Origin of the sequence: Streptomyces sp. XY006, from assembly GCF_002237655.1 — a bacterium.
GTDB classification, from domain to species: domain Bacteria; phylum Actinomycetota; class Actinomycetes; order Streptomycetales; family Streptomycetaceae; genus Streptomyces; species Streptomyces levis.
The window spans coordinates 1-18,843 of the sequence record NZ_NOKT01000044.1 but is presented as its reverse complement, the minus strand read 5'-3'; the positions used below and the strand labels follow the sequence as shown (position 1 = coordinate 18,843).

Here is an 18,843-nt window from a genome sequence, read left to right as displayed (position 1 = left end):
TGGGTGGTCATGTCGTTCTCCTAGGGGGCGGTGGGACGGTGGGGCGAGTGCCTGCGGCGGTGGGGCCGCCGTCGGTGGCGGTCACCGGTCGGGCTCCGCGGGTGCGTGGGCCGAGGCCCGGGTCAGCTTGCGCGTCGCGTGGACCAGGAGGGCGAGGGCCGCCGCTCCGCAGACGAGGGCCGGGACGCTGCCGGCGCCCCAGGCGGTGACGAGCGTGTCGACAGGCGTGGCCAGGAAGCCGCAGCCGGGGAGGCGGGAGGTGAAGACCAGGGCGAGGGCCGACGCCTGGAGGGTGGCCGCCGCGGTGAGGACGACGGCCGGGGCGTAGGTGAAGCCGTGGACGGTGAGGAGGCGGGCCAGGAAGAGCAGGGCGCCCAGGGTGAGGGCCTCCGGGTAAGCCGCGGGCTCGCCGAGGACCGCCGCGCAGAGGGTGAGCAGGGCCGCCAGGACACCCAGGAACAGGGCGAACGAACCGAGCATGAGCGGTCGGACGGCCGCGGCGAAGTCCTCCAGGCCCCGGCTCGACGTGAGTCGGCGACGGGCTCGCGCGGTGAGGAGGTGGGCGGTCCAGGCCGCCGGCGCGCAGGCCAGGGTGAGGGCGAGGACGGGGGCGACGGTGACGGGCCAGGGCCCGTCGGCCGCTCCGGTGGGCAGGGCGTCGGGGCCACCGGAGAGGGCGCTGAGCAGCAGGCCGTTGCCCAGGAGCGCGTAGGCGGCGAGCCACAGGGTCCAGGGGGTGGTCCGTCCGGGAGCCGAGCCGGGACGGGGCCCGGGTCGGCCCGCGCCGGTCCTGCTCAGGGGGCCGCGGCGCAGGGCCGCGCGCAGGGCCAGGGCGACGGCGAGGGCTCCGGCGGCGACCGCGACCAGGCGGGTACGGCCGTGGGTCAGGTGCGCGGCGGCCACGGCGGCGGCGCACAGGGCGCCCGGAAGCAGCGTCAGGAGGACCCAGGCGGCGTGCACCCGGGGGGCGGCCGGAGCGGTCGGCGGAGGCGCGTCACCGTCCCTGGAGGCCCGCGCGTACATCTCCTCCGCCAGGGAGAAGACGTCCCGGTGACGGAAGCGGGCGGCGGTGCGGTCGGTGATGCCGTGGGCTTCCAGTCCCGCCGCGATCTCCAGGGGGTCGACGGCACGTTCGCAGAGCTCCCGGTGACGCTGCATCAGCGCCTTCACGGGGTCGGCGGCACCTCGGCGGCTGGACACCGGCTTCTCGCCGACACCACTGCTTCGGCTCGCGGACGCTTCACGATCCGCTCCGCCGTCGTCGGTCACGAGCGGCTCACGCCCGGCTGCGGCCTCCCGGCTCCCGGACGCTTCACCATCCGCTCCGGCCTCCTCAGTCACGCCCTCCGCACCGGCCTGCCCGGGCAGAGAAGCCGCACTCTCCGCACCGGCCTGCCCGGACAGGGAAACCGCGCCCTCCGCACCCCCCTCCGGATAAGCCGCGTCGGGCCCCGGCCGCAGCGCCCGCTCCGAGTCCGTGTCCCACGCCCCCGGGCTGGTCGGTGTGCCGGGTCGGTGGAGTTCTCCGAGGTCCTTCACCGCGCTCCCTCCGGGGCGGGGACGTGCGGGGTGGCGCGTACGGGTCGGGCGGTGGCCCATGCGGGCCCGTTGCGGGCGGCGAGGCTGGGCGACGGGGCGGACCAGCTGACCGGGACCTGGGCCTCGGCGGGGACCGCGAAGGGCAGCGGCTCCCCCGCCCCGTCGAGGAAGCGCCGGACGGGCGCGCGCGAGACGATCTCCAGGTAAATGCCGTGAAATGCCTCGATGTTCTGCTCGACCGTGAACAGTTCGAGGGCTCGGGCGCGTGCGGCCGCGCCCAGGCGCGCACGGCGCGCGGGGTCCCGCAGCAGCGCCACGCACGCCTCGGCGAGCGCCCGCGGATTGCGCGGCGGTACGACGAGGCCCGTGCCGCCGATGACCTCCACGACCGCGCCGACGTCCGTCGAGACGGTCGCCCGCCCGGCGAGCATGGCTTCGACGAGCCCGATCGGGAAGCCTTCGACGACGCTGGACAGGACGGTCACGGCGCCCGAGGCGTACGCGTCGGCGGGGCGCGGGAGTTCCGGTCCGCCGATCTCCTCGAAGGACACCGGGTTGTCGCCGGGGCTGTGCGGGCCCTCGGCCTCGTCGGGGAAGAGCTGGGCGGCGAGCGCCCGGCAGTGCAGGAGATAGGCCGCGCCCTCGGCGCCGACGGGCGCGCCGACCACGCGCAGCCGGGCCTTCGGCCGCTGCTTGCGGATCTCGGCGAAGGCGTGCAGCAGGGAGACCAGGTCCTTGGCGGGTTCGACCCGGCCGACCCAGACGAGGGTGTCCGGGTCGGCGCACTCGGGGGACTCACCGACCTCGGCGAAGGGCCGGGCGTCCATGCCGGGGTGGACCGTGCGGAGCTTCGCACGGTCGGCACCGCACCGCTCCTGCCAGCGACGGGCGTGCGTGTTGCCGGAGGTGACGACCTCGGCCTGCCGGTAGGCCTCGGCCGCGAGGCGGCCCTGGAACGCCGCGAGCAGGGACCGGACGGCGGGCGGGGCGTCCGGGGTGGTGAGGTAGTGCGTCCGCAGGCGCACGCCGTACTCGGTCACGAGCAGGGGCACGCCGGTGAAGTGCCGGGCCAGCAGGCCGGGCAGCACGGCGGCGCCGCCGGAAGCGGCGTGGCACAGGTCGACCGCGCCCAGTCCGTCGTCCTCGTACCAGTCGAGGGACAGGGGGCGCAGGGCGCGTTCCAGGTAGCCGGCGACGGCGAGCAGATCCGGTACGCGCGCCTCGCGGGCGGCGCGCTGGGCGCCGGGGGCGCGACAGGCGCGCTCCAGCGTGCGCACGGCGGCTTCGGAGCGGAGTGCGCCCACCAGTCCGCCGGTCTCGCGGGCGAGTTCGGCGAGCCCGTACAGAGCGTTGGCGAAACGGTCCGCCTCGGAGGTCGACGCGTTCTCGGGAGCCCCCAGGGTGCCCGTCGCCCCGCACAGCACCGCCGCCAGTTCGGCGAAGCACTCGCGGAACTGCCGCCGGGCCCTGCGCCCCGGCACCACCTCGTCGTCCTCGGCCATCCACAGCGGCGCGGTCCGTACCCTGCGCACGTTCGGCGGCAGCGGGACCCAGCCCTCGTCCTCCTGGCTCTGGCTGCGGCTGAGCGCATAGACGTCGAACTCGTGCTGTGCGAGCCCGTGCACCAGCCGGTCGCACCAGAGCCTGGCGTCCCCGCTCACGTACGGATAGCCCGCCTCCGTCAGCAGTCCGATGCGCACGAGTGCACCCCCGATCTCCCGTATGAGGAGCCGCCGTTGCCCGGCGGCTCGCAGCGGGACGAACGTATGCGGACAAGGCGGTGGTACGACGGACGGTTGTCCGTCGCACCACCAAAAGGGGTGAACGGTCGTAACTTTCCCGTGCGGGTCGCGTTCCGTCGCGCTAGGAGATCAAGTGGACACGGATCGTCATACCGCGGCCAACTCCCGTCGCTCAGCCCGGCGTCGCGCCGCGGCCTCGGGATCGAGGGCGGGCACGGCGGCCAGCAGCTGCCGGGTGTACGGGTCCCGCGGCGAGGCGTAGACCTCGCCGACCGGCCCCTCCTCGATCACGCTGCCCTGCCGCATCACCGCGACCCGGTCGCTGACCTGGCGCACGACGGCCAGGTCGTGCGCCACGAAGACGAGCGCGAGCCCGAGTTCGCGCTGCAACTCGCCGAGCAGGTCGATCACATGGGCCTGGGTGGTGACGTCGAGGGCGGAGACGGGCTCGTCGCAGACGATGACGCGCGGGTCCGCCGCGAGGGCCCGGGCGATGCCGACGCGCTGGCGCTGGCCCCCGCTGAACTCGTGCGGGTAGCGGTCGTGGTGCGCCGCTTCGAGCCCCACGCGCTCCAGCAGTTCCCCGACGCGCCTCCGGATGCGTCCCTCGTCCCGCTCGCCCCGCGCGCGCAGCGGGTCGGCGATGGACTCGCCCACGCTGCGGCGGGGGTTGAGCGAGGAGACGGGGTCCTGGAAGACCATCTGCACGGCCGGGTTCACCCCGGTGTGCGCGCGGCCCTCGAACCTCAGCGATCCGGCCGTCGGCTCCAGCAGCCCGACGAGCATGCGGCCCAGGGTCGTCTTGCCGCTGCCGCTCTCCCCGACGATGCCGAGGGTCTCGCCCCGGCGCAGGGTCAGGGACACGTCGCGCACGGCCGTGACCGCTCGCTTCCCGCGCCCGAACTCGCGCCGCAGGCCGCTCGCCTCCAGGACCACCTCCTCGGGCTCCGCCGGGGCCTTGGCCGGCGCGTCCAGCCGGGGGACGGCGGCGAGCAGCTCGCGGGTGTACGGCTCGGCCGGCGAGCCCAGCACACCGGCGACCGGGCCGTGCTCGACCGCCCGGCCGTACTGCATCACCAGCACCTCGTCGATGCTCTCGGCGGCGACGCCCACGTCGTGCGTGACGAGCAGCAGCCCCATGCCGGTCTCCTCGCGCAGGGTGTGCAGCAGGTCGAGGACCTGGGCCTGCACCGTCACGTCGAGGGCGGTGGTCGGCTCGTCGGCGATCAGCAGGCCGGGCTCGCAGGCCAGCGCCATGGCGATCAGGGCACGCTGGCGCATGCCGCCGCTGAACTCGTGCGGCCGCGCACGGGAGCGCCGGGCCGCGTCGGGGATGCCCACGCGGTCCAGGACCTCGACGGCACGCGCGCGTGCCGCCCGCCGGGACACGCGCGCGTGCAGGCGGTACACCTCGGCGATCTGGTCGCCGATGGCGTAGTACGGGTCCAGGGAGGACAGCGGGTCCTGGAAGACCATCGCGGCCTTGCCGCCGCGCAGCCGCCGCAGCTCCTCCTCGGAGGCGGTCTGCACATCGGTGCCGGCCACCTCGACCGTGCCGGCGACCCGGGCTCCCGTGCCGCGGTGCAGGCCGAGCAGGGCGGACGCCACGGTCGACTTGCCGGAGCCGGACTCGCCGACCAGGGCCAGGGCGGCGCCCTGTTCCAGGCGGAAGGAGAGTCCGTCGACGGCCCGCAGCCCGCCGAAGTCCACGCGCAGGTCGCGCACGTCGACCAGGCTCATGTCAGCACCACCCGTCGGTCGGCCACCGCGTACAGCACGTCCGCGACGGCGTTGGCCAGGACCACGAAGAAACCGGTCACCAGGACCATGCCGACGACCACCGGCAGGTCGACGACCTTGACGGCCTCGACCATCTCCCGGCCGATGCCGGGCAGTCCGAAGAGCGTCTCGGTGAGCACGGCACCGCCGAACAGGACGCCGATGTTGTTGGCGTTCACGGCGATGAGCGGGGCCACCGCGCCGCGCAGGGCGTGCCGCCGGATGATCGCCCGCTCCCCGACGCCGTAGGCCCGGAAGGTGCGGACGTGGTCCTCGGCGAGGGTCTCCAGCATCGCCGCCCGGGTCAGCCGGGCGTACGTCGCGGACTCGATGAGCGCGAGGGACAGCCAGGGCAGCAGCAGGTTCCAGGCCCACTGTTCGGGGTCCTCGGTGAAGGCGACGTACTGCGGGAAGGGCAGCAGCTCCAGTTGCCCGCAGACGACGATCATCAGGACGAGACCGATGACGAAGACGGGCGTGGACATGCCCGCGAGGGTCAGGGTGGTCAGCAGCCGTTCGGTCGGCCGCCCGCGCCGCCACACCGACAGCACGCCGGTGCCGACGCCGATGATCAGCCACAGCACCATCGCACCGAGCGCGAGGGAGGCCGTGACCGGCAGCTTGGCCAGGATCAGCGCGGTGACCTGCTGGTCGCTCTGGTACGACAGCCCGAGGCAGGGCGCCGAGCAGTGCTGGACCGCCGTGCCGGTGGAGTAGTCCTGGCCGGCGACGAGGCCCTGCAGGAAGTGCCAGTAGCGCTCGAACAGCGGGTCGTTCAGGTGGAGCTGCTCGGCGACCTGCTGCACCTGGGCGGGCGAGCAGCGCGGGCCGCAGGTGATCTGGGCGACGTTGCCGGGGGTGACGTAGAAGACGACGTAGATGATCACCGAGAGGACGAGGAGGGTGACCAGGGCGCCGACGGCGCGGCGCAGCACGAAACCGCCGAAGCCGGTCACGAGGCCTCCCTCCTGCGGCCCGTTCCGACGCGCAGGCGCGAGGACGCCCGGGGGTCGAGGGCGGTGCGCACGCCGTCACCGAGCACGGTGAGGGCGAGGACGGTCAGGAACAGCGCGCCCGCGGGCAGCAGCAGATACTGCGGCGCCGCCTGGTACCAGACGTCGGCGGAGGTCAGCATCTGCCCCCAGGAGGGCGTCGGCGGCTTCACGCCCACGCCGAGGAAGGACAGGGCCGCCTCGACGGTGATGTTCGTCGGGACGAGGATCGCCGCGAAGGTGATGACGGGGGCCGCGAGCCCGGGCAGCAGTTCGCGCCGGGCGATCCGGACGGTGCCCCAGCCGCTGAGCCGGGCGGCGGCGACGTAGTCGAGCTGCTTGAGGGTCAGGGTCTGCGCGCGCACCATCTTGGCGAGGGTCCCCCAGCCGGAGACCAGGCCCACGACCAGCGCCACCAGCACGGGGCGCGGGAAGCCGGCGGGCACGATGGCGAGCAGGGCGAGCGCGACGATCATCAGCGGCATCGCCACGAAGATGTCGGCGACCCGGGTGAGCACGAGGTCCACCCAGCGGTTGCCGAGCCCGGCCGCGACGCCGACGACGACGCCCAGCACGAGCTGCACGACCGTCGCCGCGAGGGCGACGCCGAGCGACACGCGGGCGCCGTACACGAGCCGCGCGAACAGGTCCCGGCCGGTCTGCGGTTCGACGCCGAGCCAGTGGTCGGCGCCCGCTCCGCCGAAGGATCCGACGGGCACGCCGCCGCGCGCGGAGTCCACCAGGGAGGGGTGGTAGGTGGTCGGGTCCTGGCCCTCGATCGCGGTGAGCAGGGGCGCGGCGAGCGCGACCAGGACGAGCAGGGCGACGACGACCGCCGCGACGAGGGCGGCGCGCTGCGTACGCAGCCGCCGCCAGAACTGACGGGCCCCCGAGGCGGCCGGGACGGAGGTGTCCGTCCCGGCCGCCTCGACGGCGACGAGTGCCTCGCTCACGGCGTCACTTCACCGCGACCTGCGAGACGTCCAGCACACCGGTCCAGTCGCTGATCACGATGTTCTTGACGTCCTTGCCGTACAGGCGCTTGTAGACGGGGTGGAACAGCGGGACGGTCAGGGCCTTCTCGCCGATCTTCTTGTCCAGTGCGCCCCACCTCTTGGCGGCCTGGTCGAGATCCGTCAGCTTGTTGATCGCGTCGATCTCGGCATTGACCGACTTGTCGTTCAGCAGGCCGGTGTTGAAGTTCGCGCCGTCCTCGACGATCTGCCGGCCGTCGAAGATCGGGGCGAGGAAGGGACCGCCGGAGGGCCAGTCGGCACCCCAGTGGGCGAGGAAGAAGCCCGGCTCGGTCTTCACGTTGTGGATCTTGTCGGAGTAGTCGTTCTCCTCCAGGCCCTGCAGCTTGACCGTGATGCCGGCCTTCTTGAGCGCGTCCTGGATGGCGGTCGCGATCTCGGGGCTGGTCTCGAAGTCGCGGGCGTTGGAGTGCGTCAGCGTGACGGTCAGCCCGTTCGGGTGCCCGGCCTCCTTCAGCAGCTGCTTCGCCTTGGCCGGGTCACCGGCCTTGCCCGCCGGGAAGAGGTCGTAGGGCGTGTATCCGAAGGACTTCTGGTTGGGCAGGAAGGTGGTGGCGGGCTCGGCCAGGGCGGATCCGCCGGCTGCGTTGACCACGGAGGAGCGGTCGATGGCGTAGGAGATCGCCTGGCGCACCTTGACGTCGTCGAACGGCTTCACCTTCGGGTTGAACGCGATGTAGTTGGTGTAGCCGAAGTGCCCGGTGCCGACGCGGGAGGCGAGGTCGCGGTCGCCGCTCACCTTGGCGAGCTCGGCGGGGCCGAGGTTGGTGTCCGTGGTGACCGCGGCGGCGTCCGCTCCCTGGGACGCGGAGAGCCGCTGGTTGATCACGGACGAGTCGAGCCCGGACCGGACGTCGACCTTGTCCGGGTACGCCTTGCGCTCGGCGTCGGTCGCGGCGGACCAGTGCGGGTTGCGCTCCAGCACCAGCCGCTCACCGTCGTTCTCGTTCCGCACGACCTTGTACGGCCCGGACGAGACCGGGTGCTCCTCGTACTTGGTGCCCGTGTCCTTGGCCTTCGGGACGGGCGTGAACTGCGTCTGGGTGGCGAGGTAGGGGAACTCGCCCTCGGGCTTGTTCAGGTGGAAGACGATGGTCCGCTCGTCCGGCGTCTCGATCGCGTCGAGGCCCTTGTCGTCCTTGTACGGGCCCTGGTAGTCGGCGGCCCCGACCAGCCAGTCCCGCAGGTAGGGCGCGCCGCCGGACAGCTCCGGGGCGAAGGAGCGCTCGATGCCGTACTTGATGTCGGCCGAGGTGATCGGGGTGCCGTCCTCGTACTTCAGGCCCTTCTTCAGGGTGTACGTCCACACGGTCGCGTCCTTGTTGGGGCGCCCGGTGTCGGTGGCGAGGTCGGGGACGACCTTCGTGCCGGCGGCACCGTCCTCGCGGTTGCGCGTGGTGAGCGTACGGAAGACCAGGGACGGGACGTTGCCGCCGCCGGAGGTGTAGAGGCGGGCCGGGTCGAAGTCCTGCTGGGGGTTGGCGTTCAGGACCGTCAGGGTGCCGCCCTTGTGAGGCGTGGAGTCGCCGCCGGCGCCCTTGGCATCGTTGTCCTCAGGGCCGCAGGCGGCGGCGCCCGCTGCCAGGACCAGGCTCACGGATGCCGCGGCCACGCGGCGCGCTATGACGGACGGTTGGCGCATCGGAATGACGACCTCTCGGAAGGCGTCTCGGATCACGAGACGAAATGACGAAGGGTGAGACGGGTGATAGCAGACGTCTGCCCGGCGCCGGGTCGTCGAAGGAGCCGCGATCAGGTCACGGCAGGGAGGGTGGGATTTCGCGACGCGCGCCTCGGGCGGGCGTCAGCAACAGTGGATGTCGGCCACGCACAGCGGGGTCACGCCGATGAGCGCCAGCTCGATGGCGGCGCGAACGGAGGCGTGGCGGGACGACATGCCCAGAAATATGTACGAACTCTCTGCGCATGTCAACGCGAGGCCCGCCACATCCCCCGTTCCGGTGGTCAACTCCGCGGATACGGCCAGGGGTTGGCCCGGCAGTGGACGCCGTCGTGGTCGAGGAACTTGGTCTGCTGCTGCATGACCGGGGCGAGGTCCCCGTCCTTGTCGCAGGTGACGTGCCCGTATCCGAGGCGGTGGCCGACCTCGTGGTTGATCAGCATCTGCCGGTAGGCGTGGATGTTGCCGTCGCCGTACGTCTCGGAGCCCTGCGCCCAGCGGTAGGCGTTGATCATCACGCGCTCGGTGGCGGCCGAGTCGCAGGAGACGTTGTCCACGGTGGTGTCCAGACCGGACTTGGCGCACCAGTCGGCGGTCGTGCCGGGGCTGGCGAGGGTGATCACGAAGTCGGGCCGGCCGGAGTGGATGCGCTCGAAGGTGCGCGCGCCGTTGTGGGCCCAGCTGCGCTGGTCGTTGAGCGTCTTCTGCACGGCGTCGGCGAACAGCTCGGCGTCGAGCCCCAGCCCCTGCTCCACGTCCACGCGGTAGGTGAACTTCTGTCCCGAGCCGGGCGCCCGGGCAATGCCGGGGACGGCGTCGAACCGTCCCGAGCCCGTGAGCTTGGCGCCGAGCGGGTACGTCCGGGCCATCCTCGCGTCGTACGTCAGCGGCGCGGCCTGGGCTCCGGGGGCCGGGTCGGTCCGGCCGGCGTCACGGGACGCGGGGTCGCGGACGTCCCGGGCCCGGTCGGTGGCGGACCGGGACTGCACCTCGGCCCCGCCCTGGTCGTCGGTCACCTGGCCGGCCACGATCACGGCCAGCACGGTGGTGACGGCGGCGGCCGCGATGCCCGTGAAGGCACGGCCCTTGCCGCCCCTGCCGGGCGCGGGCGCACCGGTGGGAGCCGCTCCGTCGGGGTCGCCGGAGCGGCGGTCGGCCGGGGTGCCCGCGGTCCAGTCCGTGACGGAGGCGTAGGCGTCCGCCGCGTGCGCGGAGGCGGGCGTACGGGGCACGAAGACGTCGTCCTCCTCGTCAAAGGCGTCGAGATAATCCTGCCGCGGCCCGGGCACGAAGGCCCGGCGCTGCCGGGGTATGGCGGCCCCGGCGCGCCCCGGCCCGCTCCCCCGCAGCTCACCCCATCCACCCCCGGCCTCCCGCTGCTCAGGATGCCCACCCCGCACCTGCGAAAGACCAGGCGCGGGAGTACCGTCCGCCAGCGGCGGAACACCCTGCGCAGGAGTCCCGTCGGGCAGCCGTGGGACCCCGTGGGCCGGGGTTCCGTCGGGCAGCCATCCCTCCGGCAGACGCGGCACCCCATGCGGCGGCGTCCCCTGAGGGGGCGTCATATGCGAAGGCGTCAGGTTCTGCGGCGTCATGCGCGGGGCCGTGCCGCGGGGCGGCGTCATCGGTCCCGGTGCGGGCCGCGGGCCCGGCACGCGGCGCGGGCCCGTGCCCGGCGGCGGCCAGCCGCCCTGCCCGGACCCGGGCGGTGCCGGCCGGACGCCCCGGCTCTCCTCCGGCGCCCGGCCCTGCCCGGGTCTCGGCGCCTGCGCCGGCCCGGACCGGCCGTCCCGTACCGCGGTGCTGTCCGAGGTGTCGCCCTTGGCGACGGACCCTCGGCGGCTGTGGCGTCCCACGTCGCGCCTCAGCCCCCCATGCTCTCGTCGGTGGTGTCCCGGTCGACGGCGTCGTCCGCGCGGGCACGCGAGTCACCACTGTCCGCCGCGCCCCGCGCCCGCCGCGCGCGCTGCGTACCCAACTCTCCGGAGTCGTCCAGCAGTTCACGGAACGCCATGGCGACCGTCTCCGGGTACTCCATCATGGCCACGTGTCCCGCGTCCGGCAACGTCACCAGCCGCGAGTCGCGAAAGGCCCGGGCCGCCTTCTGGGCCATCCGGAAGCCGACGAGCTGGTCGCGGCCGCCGTAGACGAGCAGGGTCGGCGCGAGCACGCGCTCGGCCTGGCGCCACAGTCCGTGCTGGCCACCGAGGGTGTAGGCGTTGACGATCCCGCGCGCGGAGCGCGCCATCGCGTCCCAGAAGTACGGCAGCCGCAGCCGCCGCTCCATCTCCTGCACCGCGTTGCGGAATCCTTCCGGCGTGACCCGCGCGGGGTCCCCGTAGCACAGCGCCATCACGCCGCGGACGCGCTGCTCCGCGGTCCACTCCCGGGTGAGGCGCGTGAAGAGCGGCGCGATCCCGGGCACGGCGAGCAGCCCCGTCGGCACGGCGGAGCGCTGCACTCGGATTTCCGGCAGGGCGGGTGACACAAGCGTGAGCGTACGGACGAGATCGGGCCGAACCGCGGCGACACGGGTGGTGATGGCGCCGCCGAGCGAGTTCCCGAACAGGTGCACGGGCCCGCGGCCGGAGGCGTCGAGGTAGCGGATCACCGCGCGCGCGTGGCCCGTGACGGAGTAGTCGCCGTCGTCCGGGGGCGGGGAGTCGCCGAAGCCCGGCAGATCGAGCGCCTCGGAATCGACGACGTCCTCCAGCAGCGGCATCAGCGCCGACCAGTTCTGCGAGGACCCCCCGAGTCCGTGCACGTACAGGGCGGGAGGCAGGCCCTCACGCGCGGGCGGCCTCGACCGCACCGTCAGCGTCACCCCGGGCAGCTCGACCGACCTCAGCCGCTCCCCCTCCGCAACCCGGACGGTCCCCACCTTCGGCAGCACATTGGCGGGCGGCACGAACGGCAGCTCGGTCGAAGACATGCGGCAATGTTACGAGACGATCACGCAGTGACTCATGCGTTCGCCTGTGTTCGCCGTCACAGGGAGAAGCCCGTTGGAAAGGGAACGGAGGAGGCACCCGGGAGCACCATGGAAGGCAGCAGTCGAAGGGATGCGCACAGCGTCACACCCCGGACGCGGATCGCATGGCGTCCGGATCGGGTGTCTCCTAGGCTCGTTCAGAGGGCACCCGCGTGTGGCCCCTGCATTCCCAGGGACATTCGTAGGAAGGGAGCCCAGCATGGCCGTAGACCCCACCGACCCGGAGACGTTCGAGGCCGAGGACGTGCCCGAGACGCCGGAGTTCGACGTGGAGGCGCCCGAGGTCGACGCGGCCGAGCAGCAGGCGGAGCTCGCGCCGGACCGTGACGACCCGCTGACCGGCGTCAACCCGGACCGCGCCAACGAGGCCGACCTCGTGGAGCAGGCCCGGATCGTCTCCCTCGACGAGGACGACTACCGGTGACGCTCGCCCCGGCGGGCGACGGATCGTGCCACCGAGCGGGAAAGGAGCCGCATTTTGCCCGCTCTGAGACTGTTTGAAACCTTCTCAACCGCTTTCATAACCGTCCGGTCCGTGAAATTCTGCGCTCTCGGCGCGCACACCACGGTTACCGAAAAGTACGATGGCGACGCGGCCAGATCCGCACGTGGACGACTATGGGAGGCGGCGTGACAGCCATCGAGCAGACAGAGGCGGTTCGCCCGCGGGGCACACGCCTGCCGCGCCGTGCCCGACGCAACCAGCTCCTGGGCGCCGCCCAGGAGGTCTTCGTGGCCCAGGGCTACCACGCGGCCGCGATGGACGACATCGCGGAGCGCGCCGGCGTCAGCAAGCCGGTGCTCTACCAGCACTTCCCGGGCAAGCTCGACCTCTACCTCGCCCTGCTGGACCAGCACTGCGAGTCGCTCATCCAGTCCGTGCGGCACGCGCTCGCGTCGACCACCGACAACAAGCAGCGCGTCCGGGCGACGATGGACGCGTACTTCGCGTACGTCGAGGACGACGGCGGCGCCTTCCGGCTGGTCTTCGAGTCGGACCTGACCAACGAGCCGGCGGTGCGCGAGCGCGTCGACAAGGTCACCAACGAGTGCGCCGAGGCGATCTGCGACGTGATCGCCGAGGACACCGGCCTGTCCCGCGCGGAGTCGATGCTGCTCGCCTCGGGCCTGGGCGGGCTCGCCCAGGTGGTGGCGCGGTCGTGGCTGCACAGCGACCGCAGCGTGCCCCGCGACCAGGCGGTGCAGCTGCTGACCTCGCTGGCGTGGCGCGGCATCGCGGGCTTCCCGCTGCACGGGACGGACCAGCAGCACCACTGACGGGCACGTTGTTCCCGTCCGGTGTTCGCTCGTGGCGTTCTCGGGCGGAGCGTGTACGTCCCCTCACCGGGCTAATGTGTGCTGCGTACGGCGCGGAAGGTCGCGCACATCACTGACCGTCGGAGGGACATAGCCGTGGAGGTCAAGATCGGCGTGCAGCACGCGCCCCGCGAGATCGTTCTGGAGAGCGGTCAGAGTGCCGAGGAGGTCGAGCGGGCGGTGTCCGAGGCGCTGGCCGGGAAGTCGCCGCTGCTGAGCCTCGTGGACGAGCACGGCCGCAAGGTCCTCGTTCCGGCCGACCGTCTCGCCTATGTCGAGATCGGCGAGCCGGCCCCGCGCAAGGTGGGCTTCGGCGCGCTGTAGGCGCTCGTGTGCGAGGGGGCGGGACGGCTTCGGCCGGCCCGCCCCCTCGTCGCTTCCGGGCGTTCGCCGCCCCGCCTCCTCGGCGTGTCCTTGCGTGCCGGCGGCCCTTGCGGCACCGGCGTTCCTCCACGGATGGAGCACAGGTAGCCCACAGGGGTGGATTGGATTCCGCAGGTCAGGGGTAAGACGGGCTACGACCGATTTGGGCAGGCCGGCCATGTGGGAGGGACCCCCGACATGCTCCTGGAAGCGCTGAGTTCCGCGATCCTCGGCCTGGCTCTGGCCTGGGCGGCCACGCACCGGCTGGCGCACCGCCTGCCGTCCCGCCCCCTGGTCCTGTCGACCGGCGTCGCCGGTGCGCTCTTCGGGGCGTTCGTCATGCACAGTGCGCTGGACGCCGGGCACCTGCTGGTGGTGCTGCTCGGCGCGGTGATCGTCTCGGTGGCCTCGCTGTCACTGCTGCTGCGCCCCGCGGGAAGACTGCGCCGCCGATCGGCGACCGCCTGACGGGTCGCCGATGGTGGCGCTCAAGACGACGCGGCGAGGACCCTCGGCAGGGCCCCGAACCCTGACCGAGTCCTCAACAGGCCCGAGGGGACTCTGACCGCCTCCCCAACAGGCCCAAGGGGCTCTGACCGCCTCCCCGACCAGGGCATGGGGAGTTCGACCGGCTACGCGGCCAGCCCCAGCGCGGCCATCCGCTTGGTGTGGGCCTCCGTGATCCGGGAGAACATCTTGCCGACCTCGGCGAGGTCGAAGCCGTCCGCGACACCGCCGACGAGCATGGTCGACAGCGCGTCCCGGTCGGCGACCACCCGCTGGGACTGCGACAGGGCCTCGCCCATCAGCCGCCGCGCCCACAGCGCGAGCCGCCCGCCCACCCGCGGGTCCGCGTCGATCGCCGCGCGCACCTTCTCCACGGCGAAGCCGCCGTGCCCGGTGTCGTCGAGCACGGCCAGCACCAGCGAGCGGGTGTCGGAGTCCAGCCGGGCCGCCACCTCCCGGTAGAAGTCGCTGGCGATGGAGTCGCCGACATAGGCCTTGACGAGCCCCTCCAGCCAGTCCGAGGGTGCCGTCTGCTTGTGGAAGCCGTCGTAGGCCGCGACGAACGGCTCCATGGCGGACGTCGGCTCCTCCCCGATCTCGGCGAGCCGGTCGCGCAGCCGCTCGAAGTGGTGGAACTCGGCCGAGGCCATCTTCGCCAGCTCCGCCTTGTCCTCCAGCGTCGGCGCCAGCTTGGCGTCCTCCGCGAGCCGCTCGAACGCCGCGAGCTCCCCGTAGGCGAGCGCACCGAGCAGGTCCACGACCGCGGCACGGTACTGCGGGTCGGCGGAGGCCGTCGCCCAGTCCCGGGCGGCGACACCGGTGGGGGCGGCGGGGGCGGTGTCCGAGGCGTTCTCAGGCTTGTCAGAGCTCGTCATGAAGCGCACAATAGCCCGCCCGCCCCGAGGCGTAAGGCCCTGGTCAATCACTGTGACCACGACTACGTGACCAAATCGGCCATCGCATGTGCGCGAATCCGGGGTATGGTGGTAATGCGCCTGCTGGTACGTCGACGTATCTCGACAGGCCGCACGTATGAGGATGCCCGGTCGGTGGCCCGATCGGCTCCGACCCGACAGCCCTCCCCGGCGTACGGCACCACGCGTACGAGACCCGGAGGGGACACCCTCAGCGGCATGAGCGCTAGAGCGTCGGCGCGGTCCCGTGCTCTACGGCCCGCCCGTAGGCAGCCGACGTCCCCGGCACGGTCCGACACGACCCCCGCGCTCGCCTCGCGCCGCCCACACAGAAGAGGCAGCACCCTGACTACGACGTTCCGAGAGCTCGGAATCCTTCCCGAGACGGCCGAGGCCCTGGAGGCCGTCGGCATCATCAACCCCTTCCCCATCCAGGAGATGACGCTCCCCGTGGCCCTGTCGGGCACGGACGTCATCGGCCAGGCCAAGACCGGCACCGGCAAGACGCTGGGCTTCGGCCTCCCGCTCCTCGAGCGCGTCACCGTCCCCGCCGACGTCGAGGCCGGACGCGCCAAGCCCGAGGACCTCACCGACGCCCCGCAGGCCCTCGTCGTCGTCCCCACGCGCGAGCTGTGCACGCAGGTCACCAACGACCTGCTGACCGCGGGCAAGGTGCGCAACGTGCGCGTCCTCGCGATCTACGGCGGCCGGGCCTACGAGCCTCAGGTCGAGGCCCTCAAGAAGGGCGTCGACGTGGTCGTCGGCACCCCGGGCCGCCTGCTCGACCTCGCCGGACAGAAGAAGCTGAACCTCAAGCACGTCCGGTGCCTGGTCCTCGACGAGGCCGACGAGATGCTCGACCTGGGCTTCCTGCCCGACGTCGAGAAGATCATCAACATGCTGCCGGTGCGCCGTCAGACCATGCTGTTCTCGGCCACCATGCCGGGCGCGGTCATCGGCCTGGCCCGTCGCTACATGTCGCAGCCCACGCACATCCGGGCCACGGCGCCGGACGACGCGGGCGCGACGGTCGCGAACACCAAGCAGTTCATCTACCGCGCGCACAACATGGACAAGCCCGAGATGGTCGCGCGCATCCTCCAGGCCGAGGGCCGCGGGCTGGCCATGGTCTTCTGCCGCACCAAGCGCACGGCGGCCGACCTCGCGGACCAGCTGAAGCAGCGCGGTTTCGCCTCCGGCGCGGTCCACGGCGACCTGGGCCAGGGCGCGCGCGAGCAGGCCCTGCGGGCCTTCCGCAACGGCAAGGTGGACGTGCTCGTCTGCACCGACGTCGCCGCGCGCGGCATCGACGTCGAGGGCGTGACCCACGTCATCAACTACCAGTCGCCGGAAGAGGAGAAGACGTACCTGCACCGCATCGGCCGTACGGGCCGCGCGGGCGCGAAGGGTACGGCGATCACGCTCGTCGACTGGGACGACATCCCGCGCTGGCAGCTGATCAACAAGGCGCTGGAGCTGGACTTCAACGACCCGCCGGAGACGTACTCCACGTCCCCGCACCTCTTCTCCGACCTCGGCATCCCCGAGGGCACGAAGGGCGTCCTGCCGCGCTCGGAGCGCACGCGCGCCGGGCTGGACGCGGAGGAGCTGGAGGACCTGGGCGAGACGGGCGGCCGCGGGGCGCGCGGGCGTGGCGGCCGGGGTGGCCGCGGCGACCGGGACGAGTCCCGCTCGGCCGACCGCGAGCGTTCCGCGCGTACGCCGCGCCGCCGTCGCCGCACACGCGGCGGGACCTCGCTGGACGCGCCGGGTTCCGCCGGCACGACCGCGCCGGAGACTCAGGCCCCTGCTCCCGTCGCCGGTGGCACGGCCGAGGCGGAGGCCGACACGGCTCCGCGCACGCCGCGTCGCCGTCGCCGTACGCGCGGCGGTGCGCCGGCCGAGGCCGCGGCGGTCACGCCCGTCGAGACGGCCGCGTCCGCGCCGGCGGAGGACGCCGTCGCGACGGCCGAGGGCACGGCGGAGGCGCCCGAGACGGCCGCGAAGCCGCGCCGGCGCCGTACGCGCAGGTCGGAGACGGTGGCCGTGGAGACAGCGGCGCCGCAGACCCCGGTGGTCGAGGCCCCGGCGGTCGAGGCCGAGGCCGCGGTGACGCCGTCGGCCACGGAGCCGACGGTCGTCGCGGAGGCCGCTCCGGTCACTGCGGAGCCCGAGGCCACCGAGGCCAAGCCGCGCCGCCGCACCCGCAAGGCCGCGGCACCCGCGGCCGAGGCGGCCGTCGAGACGGCGGAGGGCGTCGCGGAGACCAAGCCGCGCCGCACCCGCAAGACCGCGGCCACCAAGGCCGCCGAAGCCGCCGTCGACACCTCCGAAGCCACCGAGGCCCAGCCGCGCCGCCGTACCCGCAAGGCCACGGCCGCCGAGGCCGCCGTCGACACCGCCGAAGGCACCGAGGCCAAGCCGCGCCGGCGCACCCGCAAGGCCGCCGAGGCCACCGAGCCCGTCCAGGCCGCCGACATCCCGGCGCAGACGGCTCAGGAGCCCGACGCCACCGAGGCCAAGCCCCGCCGCACCCGCAAGACCGCGGCAGCCAAGGCCGAGGCCGCAGTCGACACGGCTGAGGGCGTCGCGGAGGCCAAGCCGCGACGGACGCGCAAGACGGCCGCCGCGCAGACGGAGACGGCCGCCCCGGAGGCGGACGCCGCCGAGGCCAAGCCGCGCCGACGCACCCGCAAGGCCGCCGAGCCCACCGAAACCGTCCAGGCCGCCGACATCCCGGCCCAGACGGCTCAGGAGCCCGACGCCACCGAGGCCAAGCCCCGCCGCACCCGCAAGACCGCGGCAGCCAAGGCCGAGGCCGCAGTCGACACGGCTGAGGGCGTCGCGGAGGCCAAGCCCCGGGTCCGCCGTACCCGCAAGGCCACGGCCGCCGCGGAGTCCACGGAGGGCTGACACACTCCCGTTCGACGGCCCGGTCCCCGCACAGGGGGCCGGGCCGTTGGCGTTCCGCCGGGCGCGCCGCCGGTGCCGGCCGCCCACCCGCTACCCTCACCCCCGTGACCAGCCACCCCGCCTTTCCTCCGCCTCCGGGCGCCCGCGCGTACCAGCTGCGCACGGCCCGGGGCGAGTTCGCCGTCGTCGACTCGTCACCGGAGCCGGGGACGGAGGTCAGGGGCGTCGTCCTGATGCTGCCCGGATTCACCGGCAGCAAGGAGGACTTCCGGCTGCTGCACGAGCCGCTCGCGGCGCGGGGATACCGGCTCGTCGCCGTGGACGGCCGTGGACAGCACGAGTCGGACGGCCCGGCCGACGACGAATCCGCCTATGCCCAGCCGGAGCTGGCGCGGGACGTGCTCGCGCAGGCCGAGGCGCTGGGCGGGCCGGTGCATCTCGTCGGGCACTCGCTCGGCGGACAGATCGCCCGTGCCGCCGTGCTGCTCGACCACTCGCCCTTCCTGTCGTTCACCCTGATGTCGTCCGGACCGGCGGAGATCTCCGTCTCCCAGCAGCAGCGGGTGAAGCTGCTCCGGGACGCGCTCGCCGTGCTGTCGATGGCGGAGGTGTGGGAGGCGATCAGGGCCATGGGACCGCCGGAGGAGGTCGGCGGGCCGGCCCGCGGCCTCGGCGACGAGGAGCAGTTGCGCCGCCGCTGGCTGGGCAACAGGCCCGCCCAACTGCTGGCGACGGGACGTCAGTTGTGCACCGAGCCGGACCGTGTCGCCGAACTCGCCGCAGTACCGCTGCCGTTCCACGTCCTGTCGGGTGAACGCGACGACACCTGGCCGGTGCCGCTCCTCGACGACATGGCCGTACGGCTGGACGCGCACCGCACGGTCGTCGCGGGGGCGGAGCACTCCCCCAACGCCGACCGGCCGCTGCCGACGGCCCGGGCCCTCGCCGACTTCTGGGACGGCGTGGCCGGCGGCTCCTAGTGATCTGGTCTTGAGTTCACGTCTCGCCACGTGAGTCGTGGTTCGTTTCAGTTTTCGGCTCGGGCGGTGACAGGGGCTGGTGGCTGCGGT

At 73.3% G+C, this 18,843-nt stretch carries 16 protein-coding genes; 6 read left to right on the top strand and 10 right to left on the bottom strand.

Annotated elements, in window-relative coordinates; genetic code table 11:
• Positions 1–81: 81 nt before the first annotated feature.
• From CHR28_RS34760 to CHR28_RS34725, 9 genes are all read right to left on the bottom strand, one after another.
• A complete protein-coding gene (locus CHR28_RS34760; protein WP_179272668.1) occupies positions 82–1,539 on the bottom strand; it encodes a hypothetical protein in 1,458 nt (485 codons plus the stop codon).
• Positions 1,536–3,239, bottom strand: coding sequence for a DUF3492 domain-containing protein (locus CHR28_RS34755; RefSeq protein WP_094057710.1), 1,704 nt, complete (start codon positions 3,237–3,239; stop codon positions 1,536–1,538). The genes CHR28_RS34760 and CHR28_RS34755 overlap by 4 nt, the downstream gene beginning before the upstream one ends.
• A 189-nt stretch (positions 3,240–3,428) precedes the next feature.
• The gene (locus CHR28_RS34750) at positions 3,429–5,021 is read right to left on the bottom strand and encodes a dipeptide ABC transporter ATP-binding protein (protein WP_094057709.1); all 1,593 of its coding nucleotides are present in this window, start codon (positions 5,019–5,021) and stop codon (positions 3,429–3,431) included.
• Entirely contained in the window at positions 5,018–6,016 is a 999-nt protein-coding gene (locus tag CHR28_RS34745) for an ABC transporter permease (protein WP_094057708.1), read from the bottom strand. The genes CHR28_RS34750 and CHR28_RS34745 overlap by 4 nt, the downstream gene beginning before the upstream one ends.
• Positions 6,013–7,005 carry an ABC transporter permease gene (locus CHR28_RS34740; RefSeq protein WP_094057707.1) on the bottom strand — a complete coding sequence of 331 codons (993 nt, stop codon included), beginning with the start codon at positions 7,003–7,005 and terminating at the stop codon, positions 6,013–6,015. The genes CHR28_RS34745 and CHR28_RS34740 overlap by 4 nt, the downstream gene beginning before the upstream one ends.
• Before the next feature lie 4 nt (positions 7,006–7,009).
• Complete coding sequence (locus CHR28_RS34735) at positions 7,010–8,728, bottom strand: ABC transporter substrate-binding protein (protein WP_094057706.1); 1,719 nt, start codon at positions 8,726–8,728, stop codon at positions 7,010–7,012.
• Between the two features lie 162 nt (positions 8,729–8,890).
• A complete protein-coding gene (locus CHR28_RS39070; protein WP_311679568.1) occupies positions 8,891–8,983 on the bottom strand; it encodes an Ms4533A family Cys-rich leader peptide in 93 nt (30 codons plus the stop codon).
• Between the two features lie 68 nt (positions 8,984–9,051).
• Positions 9,052–10,623 carry a DUF3152 domain-containing protein gene (locus CHR28_RS34730; RefSeq protein ID WP_094057705.1) on the bottom strand — a complete coding sequence of 524 codons (1,572 nt, stop codon included), beginning with the start codon at positions 10,621–10,623 and terminating at the stop codon, positions 9,052–9,054.
• Positions 10,624–10,631: 8 nt separating this feature from the next.
• Complete coding sequence (locus tag CHR28_RS34725) at positions 10,632–11,699, bottom strand: alpha/beta fold hydrolase (RefSeq protein WP_094057704.1); 1,068 nt, start codon at positions 11,697–11,699, stop codon at positions 10,632–10,634.
• A gap of 259 nt (positions 11,700–11,958) precedes the next feature.
• Here CHR28_RS34725 and CHR28_RS34720 point away from each other — a divergent pair, with 259 nt between their 5' ends.
• The 4 genes from CHR28_RS34720 to CHR28_RS34705 all read left to right on the top strand — a co-directional run bounded on the left by CHR28_RS34720 (position 11,959) and on the right by CHR28_RS34705 (position 13,907).
• Entirely contained in the window at positions 11,959–12,183 is a 225-nt protein-coding gene (locus tag CHR28_RS34720; protein ID WP_094057703.1) for a hypothetical protein, read from the top strand.
• Positions 12,184–12,389: 206 nt separating this feature from the next.
• Complete coding sequence (locus tag CHR28_RS34715; RefSeq protein WP_094057729.1) at positions 12,390–13,037, top strand: TetR/AcrR family transcriptional regulator; 648 nt, start codon at positions 12,390–12,392, stop codon at positions 13,035–13,037.
• A 135-nt stretch (positions 13,038–13,172) separates the two neighbouring features.
• Positions 13,173–13,400 carry a DUF3107 domain-containing protein gene (locus tag CHR28_RS34710; RefSeq protein ID WP_086844348.1) on the top strand — a complete coding sequence of 76 codons (228 nt, stop codon included), beginning with the start codon at positions 13,173–13,175 and terminating at the stop codon, positions 13,398–13,400.
• Positions 13,401–13,637: 237 nt separating this feature from the next.
• A complete protein-coding gene (locus tag CHR28_RS34705) occupies positions 13,638–13,907 on the top strand; it encodes a hypothetical protein (protein WP_094057702.1) in 270 nt (89 codons plus the stop codon).
• A gap of 164 nt (positions 13,908–14,071) precedes the next feature.
• Here the strand turns inward: CHR28_RS34705 and CHR28_RS34700 are convergent, their stop codons facing one another.
• A complete protein-coding gene (locus tag CHR28_RS34700; RefSeq protein WP_094057728.1) occupies positions 14,072–14,821 on the bottom strand; it encodes a ferritin-like fold-containing protein in 750 nt (249 codons plus the stop codon).
• A gap of 477 nt (positions 14,822–15,298) precedes the next feature.
• Between CHR28_RS34700 and CHR28_RS34695 the strand changes: the two genes are divergently transcribed.
• Both CHR28_RS34695 and CHR28_RS34690 read left to right on the top strand, forming a co-directional pair.
• Positions 15,299–17,773: a DEAD/DEAH box helicase gene (locus CHR28_RS34695; RefSeq protein ID WP_094057701.1), complete on the top strand. Its 2,475-nt coding sequence runs from the start codon at positions 15,299–15,301 to the stop codon at positions 17,771–17,773.
• 104 nt (positions 17,774–17,877) lie between these two features.
• Positions 17,878–18,753 (top strand): alpha/beta fold hydrolase, encoded by an 876-nt coding sequence (locus CHR28_RS34690; protein ID WP_094057700.1) that lies wholly within the window; start codon positions 17,878–17,880, stop codon positions 18,751–18,753.
• Positions 18,754–18,843: the final 90 nt, after the last annotated feature.

Coding starts and splice junctions, on each gene's coding strand:
- CHR28_RS39070 (WP_311679568.1), bottom strand. CDS start 8,983: ATGTCGTCCCGCCACGCCTCCGTTCGCGCCGCCATCGAGCTGGCGCTC.
- CHR28_RS34695 (WP_094057701.1), top strand. CDS start 15,299: ATGACGCTCCCCGTGGCCCTGTCGGGCACGGACGTCATCGGCCAGGCC.
- CHR28_RS34720 (WP_094057703.1), top strand. CDS start 11,959: ATGGCCGTAGACCCCACCGACCCGGAGACGTTCGAGGCCGAGGACGTG.
- CHR28_RS34705 (WP_094057702.1), top strand. CDS start 13,638: ATGCTCCTGGAAGCGCTGAGTTCCGCGATCCTCGGCCTGGCTCTGGCC.
- CHR28_RS34700 (WP_094057728.1), bottom strand. CDS start 14,821: ATGACGAGCTCTGACAAGCCTGAGAACGCCTCGGACACCGCCCCCGCC.
- CHR28_RS34735 (WP_094057706.1), bottom strand. CDS start 8,728: ATGCGCCAACCGTCCGTCATAGCGCGCCGCGTGGCCGCGGCATCCGTG.
- CHR28_RS34750 (WP_094057709.1), bottom strand. CDS start 5,021: ATGAGCCTGGTCGACGTGCGCGACCTGCGCGTGGACTTCGGCGGGCTG.
- CHR28_RS34725 (WP_094057704.1), bottom strand. CDS start 11,699: ATGTCTTCGACCGAGCTGCCGTTCGTGCCGCCCGCCAATGTGCTGCCG.